The organism is Pseudomonas sp. App30 (assembly GCF_047947025.1).
Lineage (GTDB): Bacteria > Pseudomonadota > Gammaproteobacteria > Pseudomonadales > Pseudomonadaceae > Aquipseudomonas.
Genome location: NZ_CP133165.1, coordinates 6,528,099 through 6,543,620 on the forward strand (window position 1 = coordinate 6,528,099; position 15,522 = coordinate 6,543,620).

Consider the following 15,522-nt stretch of genomic DNA (forward strand, 5'->3'; position numbering starts at 1 on the left):
ATCGCGACCAAGGTCGGCTCCTACGGAAAAGGGGAGGTTCAGCGCAGCTGGAACCAGGTGGTTTTCAGCTGGGTGTACTTGTCGAACGAGTGCAGCGACAGGTCGCGGCCAAAGCCCGACTGCTTGCCGCCGCCGAAAGGCACGCACACGTCGAGGGCGTCGACGGTGTTCACCGACACGGTGCCGGCATTCAAGCGCCGTGCCACGCGGTGGGCGCGGTTGAGGTCGTCGGTCCACAATGAGGCGGCCAGGCCATAGATGTGGTCGTTGGCCAGCTGCACCGCTTCGTCTTCGTGGTCGAACGCGCTGATGGCCAGCACCGGGCCGAACACTTCCTCGCGGGCCAGGCGCATGTCGGCGCGCACCTCGGTGAACAGCGTCGGCTGGATGAAGTTGTTCGAGCCATTGAAGGCCAGGCGTTCACCACCGGCCACGCGGCGGGCGCCGCTGGCGTCGGCGTCGGCGATGTGCTCCATGATGCGCGCCGCCTGGCTGGCGTCGACGATGGCGCCCATCTTGCTGGCCGGGTCCAGCGGGTCGCCGGGCTGCCAGTCGCGGGCCTTGGCCACCAGGCGTTCGACGAACTCGTCGTGGATGCTGCGCTCCACCAGCAGCCGCGAGTTGGCCGAGCACACCTCGCCCTGGTTGAAGAAAATGCCGAAGGCGGCTTTCTCGGCGGCCAGGTCCAGGTCCTGGCAGTCGGCGAACACCAGGTTCGGGCTCTTGCCGCCGCACTCCAGCCACACCTGCTTGAGGTTGGACTGCGCGGCGTACTGCATGAAGTATTTGCCCACCTGGGTGGAGCCGGTGAACGCCAGGGCGTCGACGTCCGGGTGCAGGCCCAGGGCGCGGCCGGCCTGCTCGCCTAGGCCGGTGACCACGCTGAACACACCCTCGGGCACGCCGGCCTGCAGGGCCAGTTCCACCAGGCGCAGGGCCGAGAACGGCGACTGCTCGGCGGGCTTGAGGATCACGCTGTTGCCGGCGGCCAGGGCCGGGGCCAGCTTCCAGGCGGCCATGTCCAGCGGGAAGTTCCACGGCACCACGGCGGCGATCACCCCCAGTGGCTCGCGGGTGATGGTGGCCAGGGTGCCGGGGCCGGTGGGTGCCACCTGGTCGTAGAGCTTATCGAGGCTTTCGGCGTACCAGGCGAACACCTGGGCGGCGCCGGGCACGTCGATGTTCCAGGCGTCCATCACCGGCTTGCCCATGCTCAGCGAGTCGAGCAGCGCCAGCTCTTCGCGGTGCGCCAGGATCAGCTCGGCCAGGCGCAGCAGCACCGCCTTGCGCTCGCGCGGTGCCATGCGCGCCCACGGGCCGTTGGCGAAGCTGTGGCGCGCCACCTGCACGGCCAGGTCGACGTCGGCGTCGCCACAGGCGGCGACGTGGGCGAGCAGGGCGTTGGTGGCGGGGTTGATGACCGCGAAGGTCTCGCCCGACAGCGCCGCATGGGCGCGGCCGTCGATGTGGGCGGTGGTGATGAAGCGTTGTTCACGGGCCAGGCGTTGCCAGGTGCTGAGGTCGGTCACGGTGGTCTCCAGAGTCCATGTCCACGGTTGATGGGGGTGATACTGGGCGATGCGTGGCGGGCAGGAAATTAGTAAAAATGTGCTCCGCCTCGATAAAAAACCTCGGCAATTCCGGTGACCGGTAGGAGCCGGCCTTGGCCGCGATGACGGTTGGCCTGCCACACCTGCGGTGGCCGCATCGCGACCAAGGTCGGCTCCTACGGTGGTTGTGTTACGGCGTATGCAGATACTCGGCAACACGCCCCAGCATCCCATCGCAGGCCTCCAACTGCGCCACGCTGACGAACTCGTCGGGCTTGTGCCCCTGGTCCATGCTGCCCGGCCCGCACACCACCGTGGCAATGCCCAGGGCGTCGAACAGCCCGCCCTCGGTGCCAAACGCCACGGTGCTGAACGCGTCGCTGCCACAGAACTGCGCAATCAACTGCGCCGCCTGGCTGTGCCGGTCGGTGGCCAGGCCCGGGTAGGCCGATAGTTCGCTGAAGTGGATGGCACTGTCGGCGTGCACCGCTTGCATGCGCGGCAGCACTTCAGTGCGCGCATAGCGTTGCAGCTGTTCGGCCACCTGGCGTGGGTCGTGGGCGGGCAGGGCGCGCACCTCGAAGTCGAAGCGGCAGTCCTCGGGCACGATGTTCAGCGCCTTGCCGCCGCTGATCACACCGGCCTGCACGGTGCTGAACGGTGGGTCGAAGCGCTCGTCATGGAGCTCCGGCGCGCGCAGCCCGGCGCCGATGCGGCCCAGCTCGCCGATCAATTCGGCGGCATACTCGATGGCGTTCACCCCCTGCGGTGCATAGGCCGAATGGCAGGCCGCCCCGTGCACGTCGCAGCGCATGGCCAGCTTGCCCCTGTGGCCCAGCACCGGCCTGAGTTCGGTGGGTTCGCCGATGATGCACAGCAGCGGCCGGTGCGGCCGCTGGGCCAGTTCGGCGAGCAGCGAGCGCACGCCCAGGCAGCCTACTTCCTCGTCGTAGCTCAAGGCGATATGCACCGGCAGGCGCAGCGGCGCGGCCAGCAACGCCGGCACCGCCGCCAGTACGCAGGCAATGTAGCCTTTCATGTCGGCGGTGCCACGGCCGTACAGCTTGCCGCCGTGCTCGGTGAGGCTGAATGGCGGCACGCTCCAGGCCTGGCCGTCGGCGGGCACCACGTCGGTGTGGCCCGACAGCACGATGCCGGGGCGGTCGTCCGGGCCCAGGGTGGCGAACAGGTTGGCCTTGCTGCGCTGCTCATTGAAGATCAGCTGGCAGGGCACGTCGAAGCGGGCCAGGTAGTCGCGCACGTATTCGATCAGTTGCAGGTTGGACTCACGGCTGGTGGTGTCGAAGCCGATCAGGTCGGCCAGCAAGGCACGGCTATTCATCCCCGGGCACGCCGTAGCTGGGGGCCTTGGTGGGGTCCAGGGCGCGGGTCAGGTAGTCCTGCAGCTGCGGGCGGTAGGCGTGCCAGAGCGTTGCCAGGGCGTCGATGGGCGCCTCGTCGGCCCAGTCCACGCGCAGGTCGACGATGGGCCAGGTCAGCTCGCCCACCACCACCAGCGCGGCCGAATGCACCGGCCCGGCTTCGCCACCGGCGGCCACGGCGGCCTGCATGGCGGCCAGCAGGCGGTCGGCCAGTTGCCCTTCGCTGGTTTCGAAGGTGCGCACCAGGGTGTCGATCACGGCGCGGTCGGCGAGCATGTTGCCGGCGCCCACGCATTGCTCGCCTGCCACGGCGTTGTGGGTGCCCAGGGTCTCGCTGCCGCTGAAATGCGCGGCGTTGCCCAGGTGGTCCAGGGCGGTGACCTGGCGGTACTGGCTGTAGCCGTTGCTGGTCAGTGCCTTGTCCAGCGCCTGGGCGGGGGTGAGGCCCTGTTCCAGCTGGTCGAGCACCTGCGGGCCCAGGGCCGGCAGGGTGATGTTCTGGGTAGACACCGCGCCCACGCCGGGGCGCAGCCACGGGCAGCGCGCGCCCACGGCGATGCTGGAAGAGCTGATGGCAATGCCCAGCTGGCCGGTTTCGGCGCAGCGGCCGACGATGGAGAAGGTCATGAGGGTTCGTCCTGTTGAGTGCTCAAGACCATCATGGCCATGGCCCCGGGCGGGCGAAACGAGGATTTTTATCGTCGCAGGTTCGTAAAAAGCTCTGTAACTGAATAATCGCCTGTGCCCAACAAGGCCAGCGCAGCCTACGGCAGCGGCTACACCCCGTAGCCGCTGCCGTAGGCTGCGCTGGCCCTGACGGCCGGGCACCGCGTACGGGTTAAAGCACGCCGATCTCGCGGGCGGTGCGGTCCACGGCGATGCGGGTCTTGTCCACCAGCTCGTCCAGCTCCAGGCGCGTGGCCACCAGCGCCGGCGCCATGATCATGCGCCCCAGGGTGCTGCGGATAATCAGGCCTTCCTCGAAGCCGATGGTGCGGCAGCGCCAGGCGATGTCGTTCTCGTTGGCGAAGCGCTGGCGCGTGGCCTTGTCCTGGGTGAATTGCAGCGCCGCCACCAGGCCGATGCCTTGCACCTCGCCCACCAAGGGGTGATTGCCGAACACCTCGCGCAGGGTGTTCTGCAGGTAGGGGCCAGTGTCGCTTTTCACCTGGGCCACCACGCCTTCGTCCCGCAGTGCCTTGAGGTTGGCAATCGCCACCGCCGCCGCCACCGGGTGGCCGGAGTAGGTCAGGCCGTGGGCGAACACGCCGCCGCGCTCCACCAGCGCCTCGGCCATGCGTTTGGACAGGATCAGCCCGCCCATGGGGATGTAGCCCGAGGTCAGGCCCTTGGCGATGGACAGGGTGTCGGGCTCGAAGCCCAGGGCCTGGTGGGCGAACCACTCGCCGGTGCGGCCAAAGCCGCCGATGACTTCGTCGGCGCACAGCAGCACGTCATGTTTGCGGCAGATGCGCTGGATTTCCGGCCAGTAGGTGGCCGGCGGGATGATCATGCCGCCAGCACCCTGGAAGGGCTCGGCGACGAAGGCGGCGACCTTGTCGGCGCCCAGTTCGAGGATTTTGTCTTCCAGCTGCCGCGCCGCGCGCAGGCCGAACTCTTCTGGCGTGAGGTTGCCTTCGTGGGCGTACCAGTAGGGTTCGTCGATGTGCGCCACGTCGGGCACGGTGCCGCCCATGTCGTGCATGAACTTCATGCCGCCCAGCGCCGTGGCCGCCAGGGTGGAGCCGTGGTAGCCGTTCCAGCGGCCGATCATGATCTTCTTCCCGGGCTTGCCCTGCACCTGCCAGAACTTGCGCACGGTGCGGATCAGCACCTCGTTGGCCTCGGAGCCGGAGTTGGTGTAGATGGCGTGGCTGTAGTGGCCGGGCAGCAGGCTGAACAGCAGCTCGGACAGTTCGATGACCGCCGGGTGGGTGGTGTGGAAGAACATGTTGTAGTACGGCAGCTGTTCCAGCTGCTGGCTGGCGGCAGCGGCCAGGTCCTTGCGGCCGTAGCCCAGGTTGGTGCACCACAGGCCGGACATGCCGTCCAGGTAGCGCTTGCCTTCGTTGTCCCACAGGGCCAGGCGCTCGCCGCGCACCATCACCCGCGGGCCTTCGGCGTTCAGGGCTTTCTGGTCGACGAAGGCGTGGATGTGGTGGGCGGCGTCGGCGGCCTGGTAATCACGGGTGCTGCGGGTAGGGCGGGTCTGGTCGGACATTGCCTGGCTCCTGTGGCGGCGAAGTGTGGGTTAATTATTTGCAGCCAAAAATATTTTTGTAAACAAAATATTTTGCAGAAAAAAGACAAACCCTTACCCTAGGGGCTCCCATGCCGCAGCCCAGAGCCTCCATGACCGGTCTACGCGAAAGACAGAAAGAACAGCGCCGCCAGGTCATCGCCGAGGCGGCCCTGGCGCTGTTCATCAGCCAGGGCTTCGTCGCCACCACCCTTGAGCAGATTGCCAACCGCGCCGGGGTCTCGGCGCCCACGGTGGTGAATTATTTCGGCGGCAAGCAGGAGATTTTGCTGACCCTGCTCAAGGGCCCCGACCAGCAGGCCATGCTGGAAGCACGCGCACACCTGGACGACGACTCCGACCCGCTGGACGCCCTGTGCGAGCTGGAAGGGTTGATGACCCGCTACCAGCTACAGGCCATGCCCGCCACCTTGTGGCGCGAGCTGGCGCCGTTCCTGTTCACCGGCGAGTTTGCCGCCGTGCTGCAACCCTGGAACGACGCGGTGGTGGCCGAGACCCGCGCGCTGCTGGCGCACTTCCAGCGCCTGGGCAAGGTGCGCGCCGAGGTGGACATGGAGGTGGCGGCGACGGTGTTCAACCAGTACGCGAACCTGGCGTTTATCCAGTTGGCGACCCAGCTTGAACCTGACCGGGCGGCGCATGCCGCGCACATGCGCGCGGTGCTGGGGCTGCTGTGTCATGGGCTACTGGCGGGTTAGCTGGGGTTGCCCAGCAGACGGTAGAGGCGGATGCCGGCTCCTACGAACGAGTCGCCATTGGGCAGGAGGATGAAGGAACTTCCGGTGACTTGCACCGGCTTATCAAAGCGCGATGTCAGCCTCACTATACCTCCCGCGCCAAAGGCAGTGTCGAAGGCACCATCTGCCAACAAGCGCACGACGATTTTTTTAGAATCGCTTTGGTTGGTTAGAAGCAGCATTCGTGCGTCAGCCCCCACTCCCAAGGATGCACCATTTTCCCAAAGTGGTATGCCACCTGACACCGGAATTAGCAGTGTTTCTCCGGCGTTGAAAGCGGTATCGACCTTGCCGCTGGCGGTGTAGCCTCGGATGGCGGGCTCTGCTCCGTCGCCTATCGCCGCGAACCCCAATAGTTTGATGGCGCCGTTTTGATCGGTGAACGCGGTGTAGAAGGACCATAGTTGTGCGCGGGTGATGTGTACCACACCGTGTTCGTGTGGGGCGCCAAAGCTGAAGTCCTGCTGGCCGGATTCGTTCAGGCGCACCATGTAGACATCGCCGCTGTTCCCCTCATCACGAATGGACTCCTGTACCGCAACCACTAGTTGCCGCGGCTGAAGGTCTTGCTGTTGGAGGAATGCCAGCCGGCTTGTGTTGTACTCAATACCGGTACCTGCCAGCGTCACTACCACATACCCAGAGCCATTGAATGTAGTGTCGACTCCGCCTTGCGCGTCCAGGCGCAGGGCGACGGTCATTTGCTCGTGGTAGAGCTCCCAGCCGATGGTGAATATCAGGTAAAGGCGATCACCATCCAGGAGGCTGAGAACGATGGACAAGCCCCGCGACGGCAGCCGCTGCGCAGTCTCACCTGGCGGTTCCTGCTGCGGTAAAGGCATTGCCAGCGAGGGGGCCTCCCTACCCGCTATCCGAATCAGGTCAGGCACTTCTACTACGGCATGGCCGTCGATTCCATAGGCAGTATCAAGGCTGCCATTGGATTTGAAACGGCTCACCAGCAGCGTATGGGTCCACGTCCCCATCACGAGGCACGAATCATCCTCGAGCGCGTGAATAGACCAGGCTTCAAGGTTGATGGGAGGCACCACGTGAATGAAGCCCCCTGTGCCGAAGGTTCCGTCGAGCTGGCCAGACCTCGTTAGCTTCGTCACAAAATAACCCTCGGTATTGAACTCTAAGGATAGTGCCAGCACTCCACCGTCAGATGTGTTGGTTATGCCCATCAAGCTCGACTCCGGGCCTGTATGTGATAGATCCACCGAGCCATTGTTGAAAACAGGATCAACTTCGCCGGCTTGTCGTGCGTGTTCGTTACTCATGTGCCAAAACCCTAGACGCGGGGACATCCCGCAGGCCGCATTGAACCTCCGGTGGTGGCGGGGGCGAAACTGATAGAACTGACAGGTGGCATGTCGCCAGCGGTTGCCCCTATCTTTTTTTCCTGCCCTGCGACCACAAAAAACCTCATTTCGCCCGCCACCGTCCTTGCACAGAATGCGCTCAAGAGCACCCACCTGACCGAACCACTTCGGCACGCTTTTGAGAAGGACACAGACATGACAGTGGCAACCGTGGAAATCGATACGCTTATCGTCGGCGCCGGCCAGGCCGGCGTGGCCATGAGTGAGCACCTGAGCAAGCTGGGTGTGCCGCACCTGGTGCTGGAGCGCAACCGCATCGCCGAGCGCTGGCGCACCGGCCGCTGGGATTCGCTGGTGGCCAACGGCCCGGCCTGGCACGACCGCTTCCCCGGCATGGAATTCGATGACCTGAGCCCCGACGGTTTCGCCCCCAAGGAGCGCGTGGCCGACTACTTCGAAGCCTATGCGCGCAAGTTCAACGCGCCGATCCGCACCGGCGTCGAGGTGAAGAAGGTGCAGCGCAACGTCGGCCGTCCCGGCTTCACCGTGGACACCAGCGAAGGTGTCATCGAGGCCAACCGCGTGGTGGTCGCCACCGGGCCGTTCCAGGTGCCGGTGATTCCGGCCATTGCCCCCAGGAACGTGCCGTTGACCCAGATCCACTCCGCCGACTACCGCAACCCGCAGCAACTGCCGGCCGGTGGCGTGCTGGTGGTGGGCGCCGGCTCCTCCGGCGTGCAGATCGCCGATGAACTGCGCCGCGCCGGCCGCGACGTGTACCTGTCGGTAGGCCAGCACGACCGGCCGCCACGGGCCTACCGCGGGCGGGATTTCTGCTGGTGGCTGGGGGTGCTGGGCGAGTGGGACGCGGCGGCCATGAAGCCGGGCCGCGAGCACGTCACCATCGCCGTCAGCGGCGCCCATGGCGGGCGCACCGTGGACTTCCGCGAACTGGCGCAGCAGGGCATGACCCTGGTGGGCCTGACCCAGGCCTTCGACGGCGCGGTGGCGCGCTTCCAGCCCGACCTGGTCGACAACCTCAAGCGCGGCGACGACAACTACCTGGCCCTGCTGGACGCTGCCGACGCCTACATCGAGCGCAACGGCCTCGACCTTGCGCCCGAGCCCGGCGCGCGCCGGGTGTTCGCCGACGCGCCGTGCATCAGCCAGCCGCTGCAGCAGCTGGACCTGCTGGCAGCCGGGGTCAGCACCATCATCTGGGCCACCGGCTTTGCCACCGACTACACCTGGCTGGCCGTGGACGCCTTCGACGCCAAGGGCAAGCCGACCCACCAGCGCGGCGTGTCCACCGAGCCGGGCGTGTACTTCCTCGGGCTGCCGTGGCAGTCGCGGCGCGGCTCGTCGTTCATCTGGGGCGTGTGGCACGACGCCAAGTACATCGCCGACCAGATCGCCATCCAGCGCCAGTACGCCGCCTACCACCGTGATGCCAGCCAGCGTCAGGCCCGGGTCGCGGAAAAAACCACCGTCAGCGCCTGATTACTGCCATTTGCCAAGGAGCCACCGATGCCAACCCATACCCGTATCCGCATGTTCAACACCAAGGAAACCTACCCCAACCAGGCCCTGGACAACGACCTGTGCCAGGCCGTGCGCGCCGGCAACACCGTGTACGTGCGCGGCCAGGTGGGCACTGATTTCGAAGGCAACCTGGTGGGCCTCGGCGACCCCCGCGCCCAGGCCGAACAGGCGATGAAAAACGTCAAGCAACTGCTGGAAGAGGCAGGCTCGGACCTGTCGCACATCGTCAAGACCACCACCTACCTGATCGACCCGCGTTACCGCGAGCCGGTGTACCAGGAAGTGGGGAAATGGCTGAAGGGCGTGTTCCCGATTTCCACCGGGCTGGTGGTGTCGGCGCTGGGGCAGCCGCAGTGGTTGATGGAGATTGATGTGATTGCCGTGATCCCGGATTGACCGTTGGCCGCGGACGCCGCCTGCGGCAGCTGCTACGGGGCTGCACAAGGCCGGCTCCCACAGGATGTAGCAGCGGGGTTCGTGATTCAGGTCAGCATCGATGCCTTGAACAAGCGCTTGCGGTCGATGGTCTTGCCCGACAGCATGAACTGGCCCATGCCCTGGTAATGCAGGGTTTCGGGCTGGGCGGGCGAGGGCGCCACATGGGCCTTCACCACTTCGAAGATAAACAGGTTGTAGCCATCCACCATGGTGTCATCGTGCAACCGGCACTCGAAATTGGCGTGGCACTCTTCGATCAGCGGCGCCTTGACCTTGCTGGCCTTGCCCTGCGTCAGGCCGAAGTGCTCGAACTTGTCCAACTCGGTGCCCGAGCAGTTGCCAATCCCCACCACCGTGTCCACCCACTTCGCCTCGGGCAGGTTGATCACGCATTCGCCACTGTTGCGCACCAGCTCGAACGAATGGTTGGCGCTGGAGATCACGCAGCCGATCAGCGAGGGCGTGAACTCCATCACCATGTGCCAGCCCAGGGTCATGATGTTGCTCTGGTCTTGCCAGCGCGACGACAGCAGCACGATGGGGCCAGGTTCCAGGAAGTGGCGGACGTTGGCGACGGGGTAGGACTTTTTCGTGGCGGGCATGGGGATCTCCGGGTGGGTTGATCTCCCTTGTTTGGGTAGCACGGGCGGAAAAAATTCAATCAGTCAGACGATATTCAAAACAAATTGGATCCAGCCGAACGGTAGGCTCACCCTATCGACCGTATGATGGCACACTGATATATTTGCGCCATCACTCACCCACCCCAGCGTGAAGAAATGAACCCCCTCAAGTCGCTCCTGGCAGCCTGTGTGCTGCTCAGCGGGTGCAATGGAATGCCGACCGCTTACACCACGGACCCTGTCTATGACCAAGCCTTCGTCGTTCACTCAGGGGGGCCTTTGCCCTTTATGCTGATGGGCACGGCGGTGCAGTGGAACGCCGATTATGCGGTCACGGTGAAACACATTCCATACCTGCCGGGCGCCGTCTATCAGGGCCAGGCAGATGTGCAGTTCTTCCGCCACAAGGCCGAGGGTGCGCCGCAGTGGCGCGCCTATGTGCCGGGCGAGACGCTGACGGCGGTTGGCTTCAATTCCCTCTACGTGCCGGTGAAAGGCCAGGGCCGCGCGCTGCCGGCCATGGTGCGGCTGGACGCGAAGGAAGGCAACGTGATGTACGCCACCAACGATGCGCCCACGGCCAAGGGCATGTCCGGCGGGCCGGTGTTTGCCGCCGACGGCAAGGTGGTGGGGATCAACGTGGCGTACCTGACCCACGGCGACCTGGCGGGCCTCAAGCGCGCGGACCTGGCCAACCAGCCGCGGGTCAGCGTGTTCCTGCCCTATGCCGAGATCACCCGGGAGTGGAACCGTTACCTGGCGCAGTCGCAGCCGCTGAAGGCGCCGACTAGCCTCGCCAGCCGCTGATGCAATTCCTTATCGTTCGCGCAGCGCTTCGCGCGCGCGGTTCAGGGGTTTGATCAGGTAGTCGAGCACGGTCTTCTCGCCGGTGCGGATGTCCACCGTGGCGATCATCCCCGGGACGATGGCGAAGGTCTTGCCGGCCTTGTTGCGCAGCACGTCGGCGTTGGTGCGGATGAACACCCGGTAGTAGAAGATCTCCGGCTTGGCCTGGTCCTGGATAGTGTCGGGGGAGATGGTCACCACCTTGCCGTCGAGGCTGCCGTAGATCGAATAGTCATAGGCGGTGATCTTCACCTTGGCGTCCTGGTCGGGGTGGATGAAGGCGATGTCGCGGGGGGCGATGCGCGTCTCGATCAGCAACTGCTCGTCCAGCGGCACGATCTCCATCAGCTTGCCGTTGGGCGGAATTACCCCGCCCACGGTGGTCACCTCGATGTCCTTGACCACGCCGCGCACCGGCGAGCGCAGGGTCATGCGTTCCAGCGAGTCGTTGCGGCCACGAATCACCGCCACCAGCATGTCCGCCTCGGCATTGGCCTTGGCCAGGTCTTCGCGGGCACGCACCATGTAGTCTGAGCGGGCCTCGGTGGCCTTGAGCTCCAGCTCCGAGCGCTGGCGGTTCAGGCGCAGCACTTCGACGCGGCTGGAGGCGCCGATCTTGGCCAGGTTCTGGGTGATGTCCAGCTCGCTGCGCACCAGCTTCAGCGATTCCTGGATGCCCGCCAGGGTGGCCTCCAGGCCGCGCCGGCGGGTGGTGTACAGCGCGGTCTCGGCGCTGATCAGCTCGGGGTAGGCCTGCAGCGAGGGCGCGAACTTCAGCGGCGTGTCGTTGACCTCGGCCTGCAGGCGGTTGACGCTGGCCAGGGCGGCGCGGTACTTGGCCTCGCTTTCGCCGACGTTGGACTCGTTCTTCACCGGGTCCAGCTGCGCCAGCACCTCGCCGCGCTCCACCAGCGCGCCCTCGCTGACGTTCAGTTGCTTGACGATGCCGCCCTCCATGGACTGGATCACCTGCTCGTGGGAGCTGGGGATGACCTTGCCGGTGCCGGTGGACACTTCCACCACCTGGAACCAGTAGGCCCACACGAAGAAACAGCCGAGCATGACCGCGCAGCCCCAGATCACCCGGGCGCCGCGCACCAGGCCGCGGTCGTCGTCGCCGTCCAGGTACGACGCGTGTTCGTAAGTGCTCATGCCTGCGCTCCTTGCGGTTGCTTGAGACGGGCGAGGGCGGCGTCGCGGTGGTCGTCGATGACGATGTGCCCGCCGTCCACCACGATGATGCGCTCCACCAGTTGCAGCAGGCTGACGCGGTGGGTGGCCACCACCAGGGTGCGGCCCTGGGTGAACTGTGCCAGCTGTTCCAGCAGCCGCCGCTCGGTGATGTCGTCGAGGCTGGCGGTGGGCTCGTCCAGCAGCAGCACCTGGGGCTGGCGCAGCAGCAGGCGCGACAACAGCAGGCTCTGCCGTTGCCCGCCCGACAGGCCCTGGCCGCCTTCGAGGATCACGTGGTCCATGCCCTTGGGCAGCATCCGCACGAAGTCCAGGGCCCCGGTCTGCGACAGCGCGGCAAGGATCTCCTGGTCGCTGGCCTGGCCGGCGCCCAGGGTGATGTTGTCGCGCAGGGTGCCGTGGAACAGCCGCGCGTGCTGGGCCAGCAGGCCGACGTCGCGGCGCAGGTCGGCGGGGTCCAGGTGGGCGAGGGCGATGCCGTCCAGGGTGGTCTCGCCGGTGCCCAGGTCCATGCCGCCGGCCAGCGCCTGCAGCAGCGTCGACTTGCCGGCGCCGTTGCGGCCCAGAATGGCAATGTGCTCGCCGGGGCGGATGGTCAGGTTGATGTTGCTCAGGGCCGGCGCCGCTTCCTCGCTGTAGCGGAAGCTGGCCTGGCGGAACTGATACTCGCCGCGAATGGCCGGCAGGTGCACGCGCTGGCTGCCCTGGGGGTGGTCCACGGGCAGCTGCATGATGCGGTTCAGGCCCTGCAGCGCCACCTTGGCCTGCTGCCAGCGGGTGAGCACGTGGGTGAGCTGGGCCATGGGCGCCATCATGCGTGACGACAGGATGGACGCTGCCACCAGGCTGCCGGTGGTCAGGTCGCCGGCAATCACCATGGGCGCGCCAAACACGATGACCACGGCGAACACCGCGCTCTGCACGTTCTGGGTCCAGGCCACCAGGCTGTTGGTGAGGTTGCGCAGGCGCAGGCTGCTTTCCGCCGAAGCGGCGTTGTATTGGTTCCACTGCTGCTGGAAGCGCTGTTCGGCCTGCAGCGCCTTGATGTCGTCCAGGCCCTGGATGGCCTCCACCAGCATGGCGTTGCGCAGGGCCGCCTCGCGCATGGACTCGTTGGCCAGCCGCGCCAGCTTGCGCTGGGCCAGCACCCCGGGCAGCACCATCAGCACCAGGGCGACCACGGGTATGGCCACCAGGGCGCCGCCGATCAGGTAGAACACCAGCAAAAACATCAGGAAGAACGGCAGGTCGGCCAGTGCCGTGGCGGTGCTGGAGGTGATCAGGTCGCGGATCTGCTCCAGCTCGCGCAGCTGCGAGATGAACGAGCCGGTGGAGCGCGGCCGCGCCGAATTGCGCAGGCGCAGGGCGTGCCCGAACACCAGGTCGGAGACCCGCAGGTCGGCGCGCTTGCCCAGCAGGTCGGTGATGCGCAGGCGCATGATGCGCATCACGAAGTCGAACACCACCGCCAGCAGCACGCCGCCGAACAGCACGTAGAGGGTGGGCAGCGACTCGGCGGGAATCACCCGGTCGTACACCTGCATGGAAAACAGCACGCCGGCCATGCCCAGCAGGTTGGCCACCAGCGAGGCGATCATCACCTGGGTGTAGGGCCGCAGGTCGCGCAGCACGATGCGCCGGAACCAGTGTTCGTCGAAGGGTTTGACGTAGTCGTCGGTGCGCACGTCGCTGAGCACCTGGGTGGGCCGCAGCACCACCGTGCGAATGGCCTGGCCGGCGAGGGTGGCCGGGTCGATGCGGCTCTGCAGGCCCTGGTCGCCGCTGAAGACGATGCCCAGCTCGCCGTCCTCGCCCACGCTTTCCACCACGCCTACCTGGCCGTCGCGCAACTGCACCACCAGCGGCGCGCGCCAGCGGCTGAGGCTGCGGCGGTCGAAGCCGGCGAACTTGACGCTCAGGCCGGCCTGGCGCGCCATGTGCCGCACTACGTCCTCCAGGCGCGCGTCGGGCTGCTGCGAGGCGATGCGAATGCTTTCCGGCGACACGTCCAGGCGGTAGTGGCGGGCGATGGTCAGCACCGCTTCCAGCCAGGGCGCGTAGTCGGCGCGCGGCGGTGGCGCGGCAGGTTCGTGGTTGATGACGATGGCGTCGGTCATGGCAGGATCTCCACGTGCTGGATGGTGCTGTGGTCGATGCCGAAGGCGCGGCGCAGGCCGCCGCTGTTGTACAGGCAATCGATTTGCAGGCGGCGCGAGTCGGCCACGGTGTTTTCCAGGTCGAAGCGTGACTGGTAGATCTCCTGCTCGGCGTTGAGCAGGTCCAGCAGTGGCCGGGTGCCCAGCTCCAGGTACTGCTTGCCGTACAGCTCGCGGGCCTGGCGGATGCTGGCCTCGCGGGTCTGCAGGGCGCCCAGGCGGCGGTTGAGGCTGGCGGTTTGCGCCTGGGCTTCGGTGAGGCCCTGGCGCGCCTGCAGGCGCGCGGCGTCCTCTGCCGAGTCGGCGGCGCTCAGGGCGTGGCCGGCGGCGCGGGTGCGGGCGCTGGTGGCGCCGCCCTGGTAGATCGGCACTTCCAGGTTGAGGAAGATGCCCACCTGGGTGCGGTTGATGTCGGGGTTGTCCTTGTTGTAGTCGTTGTCCAGGTACTGGTTCAGCGACGGCTCCAGGGACAGGGTGGGGTAGGCCTGGGCCTTGGCGTTGGCCAGTTCGGCCTGGGCCTGGGTGCGCTGGGCCACGGCGGCCAGCACCGCGGGCAGGGCGTCGCCGTTGTCGGGGGCCTGGCAGGATTGCTCCAGGGCCGTGGCGAAGGCGTCGGTGACCTGGGGCACGCTGCGCCGCCCCAGCAGGTTGGCCAGGGTCGACTGCCAGCGCGCGTACTGGGCCTTGTAGTCCTGCAAGGTGGCCATGCCGCCGTCGGCCCGGGACTGCGCCTGGACCACGTCGGAGCGGGTGCTGGCGCCCATGTCGCTGCGCTGCTGGGCCAGCTCGACGATGTCGCCGATGCCCTTGATCTGGTCGCGGGCGGTGGCCAGCAAATGCTGGTAGCGCTGCACCTCGATGTAGGCGTAGGCAGTGTCGCGGGCCACCTGGTCGATGGCCAGCAGGATGTTCGCCTGGCTCTGCGCGGCCTTGGCGCGGGCGGCGTCGACCGAGCTGTCGACCTTGCCGAAGTCGTAGAGCATCTGCTTGAGGGAAATGCTCACGGCCTGGGTGTTGCGGTCGCCGTCATAGCCGCTGTCGTAGCCGCCCTTGATGCCGCCGGTGACCTGGGGGTAGTAGCCGGCCTGGGCGACGTTGATGTTCTCGCCCTGTTGCAGCAGGGTGCCCACGGCTTCGGCGATGCTGGGGTGCCAGTCCACGGCCACGCGAATGGCCTGTTCCAGGCCCAGGCGCTGCTCGCTGGCGCTGACAGAACGCGGCGCCGCGGGCGCCCGGGCGGCGTTGCCCGGGTTGGGTTGCAGTTTGGTCGGGCTGATGACGCTGAGCCCGGGGTCCAGATGATCGTCGGCGAGGGCCGACACCGTGATGCAAGGCTGCAGGCCGACGGACAGCACGACCGCCGACAACTTCAAAAGGCGAACTGGCTTCACTGGGTTCCCTTACTGTTATTAGGTTCTTCCTTAAACACCACCCTGTAGCAGCGGCCGCAGGCCGCGTCCGGCGCCATGGCT

At 66.6% G+C, this 15,522-nt stretch carries 13 protein-coding genes; 4 read left to right on the forward strand and 9 right to left on the reverse strand.

Annotation, left to right across the window (positions count from 1 at the left end; genetic code table 11):
- Positions 1-38: 38 nt before the first annotated feature.
- The 4 genes from RAM80_RS30140 to RAM80_RS30155 form a co-directional block, all read right to left on the reverse strand.
- Positions 39-1,529, reverse strand: a complete 1,491-nt coding sequence (locus tag RAM80_RS30140; RefSeq protein ID WP_416424019.1) for an aldehyde dehydrogenase — start codon at positions 1,527-1,529, stop codon at positions 39-41.
- 211 nt (positions 1,530-1,740) lie between these two features.
- On the reverse strand, positions 1,741-2,892 hold the full coding sequence (gene argE, locus RAM80_RS30145; protein WP_416424020.1) for an acetylornithine deacetylase: 1,152 nt from the start codon (positions 2,890-2,892) through the stop codon (positions 1,741-1,743).
- Complete coding sequence (locus RAM80_RS30150; RefSeq protein WP_416424021.1) at positions 2,885-3,559, reverse strand: DUF1028 domain-containing protein; 675 nt, start codon at positions 3,557-3,559, stop codon at positions 2,885-2,887. Before RAM80_RS30150 ends, argE begins: the two co-directional genes overlap by 8 nt.
- 211 nt (positions 3,560-3,770) lie before the next feature.
- Positions 3,771-5,153 carry an aspartate aminotransferase family protein gene (locus tag RAM80_RS30155; RefSeq protein WP_416424022.1) on the reverse strand — a complete coding sequence of 461 codons (1,383 nt, stop codon included), beginning with the start codon at positions 5,151-5,153 and terminating at the stop codon, positions 3,771-3,773.
- Between the two features lie 131 nt (positions 5,154-5,284).
- Between RAM80_RS30155 and RAM80_RS30160 the strand changes: the two genes are divergently transcribed.
- Positions 5,285-5,890, forward strand: coding sequence for a TetR/AcrR family transcriptional regulator (locus tag RAM80_RS30160; RefSeq protein WP_416424023.1), 606 nt, complete (start codon positions 5,285-5,287; stop codon positions 5,888-5,890).
- On the opposite strand, the gene RAM80_RS30165 is transcribed toward RAM80_RS30160, so the two are convergent.
- Positions 5,887-7,212, reverse strand: a complete 1,326-nt coding sequence (locus RAM80_RS30165; protein WP_416424024.1) for a hypothetical protein — start codon at positions 7,210-7,212, stop codon at positions 5,887-5,889. The two genes, RAM80_RS30160 and RAM80_RS30165, sit on opposite strands and share 4 nt — an antisense overlap.
- 237 nt (positions 7,213-7,449) lie before the next feature.
- Between RAM80_RS30165 and RAM80_RS30170 the strand changes: the two genes are divergently transcribed.
- Positions 7,450-8,754, forward strand: coding sequence for a flavin-containing monooxygenase (locus RAM80_RS30170; RefSeq protein WP_416424025.1), 1,305 nt, complete (start codon positions 7,450-7,452; stop codon positions 8,752-8,754).
- A gap of 27 nt (positions 8,755-8,781) precedes the next feature.
- Positions 8,782-9,192 carry a RidA family protein gene (locus tag RAM80_RS30175; protein ID WP_416424026.1) on the forward strand — a complete coding sequence of 137 codons (411 nt, stop codon included), beginning with the start codon at positions 8,782-8,784 and terminating at the stop codon, positions 9,190-9,192.
- Positions 9,193-9,278: 86 nt separating this feature from the next.
- On the opposite strand, the gene RAM80_RS30180 is transcribed toward RAM80_RS30175, so the two are convergent.
- Positions 9,279-9,836: a flavin reductase family protein gene (locus tag RAM80_RS30180; protein ID WP_416424027.1), complete on the reverse strand. Its 558-nt coding sequence runs from the start codon at positions 9,834-9,836 to the stop codon at positions 9,279-9,281.
- A gap of 177 nt (positions 9,837-10,013) precedes the next feature.
- On the opposite strand from RAM80_RS30180, the gene RAM80_RS30185 reads away from it, so the two are divergent.
- Positions 10,014-10,664, forward strand: coding sequence for a trypsin-like peptidase domain-containing protein (locus tag RAM80_RS30185; protein WP_416424028.1), 651 nt, complete (start codon positions 10,014-10,016; stop codon positions 10,662-10,664).
- A 9-nt stretch (positions 10,665-10,673) separates the two neighbouring features.
- On the opposite strand, the gene RAM80_RS30190 is transcribed toward RAM80_RS30185, so the two are convergent.
- The 3 genes from RAM80_RS30190 to RAM80_RS30200 are packed head-to-tail and all read right to left on the reverse strand — an operon-like array spanning position 10,674 to position 15,423.
- Positions 10,674-11,855 (reverse strand): HlyD family efflux transporter periplasmic adaptor subunit, encoded by a 1,182-nt coding sequence (locus RAM80_RS30190; RefSeq protein WP_416424029.1) that lies wholly within the window; start codon positions 11,853-11,855, stop codon positions 10,674-10,676.
- Positions 11,852-14,011 carry a type I secretion system permease/ATPase gene (locus RAM80_RS30195; protein ID WP_416424030.1) on the reverse strand — a complete coding sequence of 720 codons (2,160 nt, stop codon included), beginning with the start codon at positions 14,009-14,011 and terminating at the stop codon, positions 11,852-11,854. Before RAM80_RS30195 ends, RAM80_RS30190 begins: the two co-directional genes overlap by 4 nt.
- The gene (locus tag RAM80_RS30200) at positions 14,008-15,423 is read right to left on the reverse strand and encodes a TolC family outer membrane protein (RefSeq protein WP_416427591.1); all 1,416 of its coding nucleotides are present in this window, start codon (positions 15,421-15,423) and stop codon (positions 14,008-14,010) included. Before RAM80_RS30200 ends, RAM80_RS30195 begins: the two co-directional genes overlap by 4 nt.
- Between the last annotated feature and the right edge of the window lie 99 nt (positions 15,424-15,522).

What these genes read in the sequence shown, in the direction of transcription:
- RAM80_RS30165 (WP_416424024.1), bottom strand. Translation starts at nt 7,212, where the DNA reads ATGAGTAACGAACACGCACGACAAGCCGGCGAAGTTGATCCTGTTTTC.
- RAM80_RS30150 (WP_416424021.1), bottom strand. Translation starts at nt 3,559, where the DNA reads ATGACCTTCTCCATCGTCGGCCGCTGCGCCGAAACCGGCCAGCTGGGC.
- RAM80_RS30190 (WP_416424029.1), bottom strand. Translation starts at nt 11,855, where the DNA reads ATGAGCACTTACGAACACGCGTCGTACCTGGACGGCGACGACGACCGC.
- RAM80_RS30185 (WP_416424028.1), top strand. Translation starts at nt 10,014, where the DNA reads ATGAACCCCCTCAAGTCGCTCCTGGCAGCCTGTGTGCTGCTCAGCGGG.
- RAM80_RS30155 (WP_416424022.1), bottom strand. Translation starts at nt 5,153, where the DNA reads ATGTCCGACCAGACCCGCCCTACCCGCAGCACCCGTGATTACCAGGCC.
- argE (WP_416424020.1), bottom strand. Translation starts at nt 2,892, where the DNA reads ATGAATAGCCGTGCCTTGCTGGCCGACCTGATCGGCTTCGACACCACC.
- RAM80_RS30170 (WP_416424025.1), top strand. Translation starts at nt 7,450, where the DNA reads ATGACAGTGGCAACCGTGGAAATCGATACGCTTATCGTCGGCGCCGGC.
- RAM80_RS30175 (WP_416424026.1), top strand. Translation starts at nt 8,782, where the DNA reads ATGCCAACCCATACCCGTATCCGCATGTTCAACACCAAGGAAACCTAC.
- RAM80_RS30160 (WP_416424023.1), top strand. Translation starts at nt 5,285, where the DNA reads ATGACCGGTCTACGCGAAAGACAGAAAGAACAGCGCCGCCAGGTCATC.
- RAM80_RS30180 (WP_416424027.1), bottom strand. Translation starts at nt 9,836, where the DNA reads ATGCCCGCCACGAAAAAGTCCTACCCCGTCGCCAACGTCCGCCACTTC.
- RAM80_RS30195 (WP_416424030.1), bottom strand. Translation starts at nt 14,011, where the DNA reads ATGACCGACGCCATCGTCATCAACCACGAACCTGCCGCGCCACCGCCG.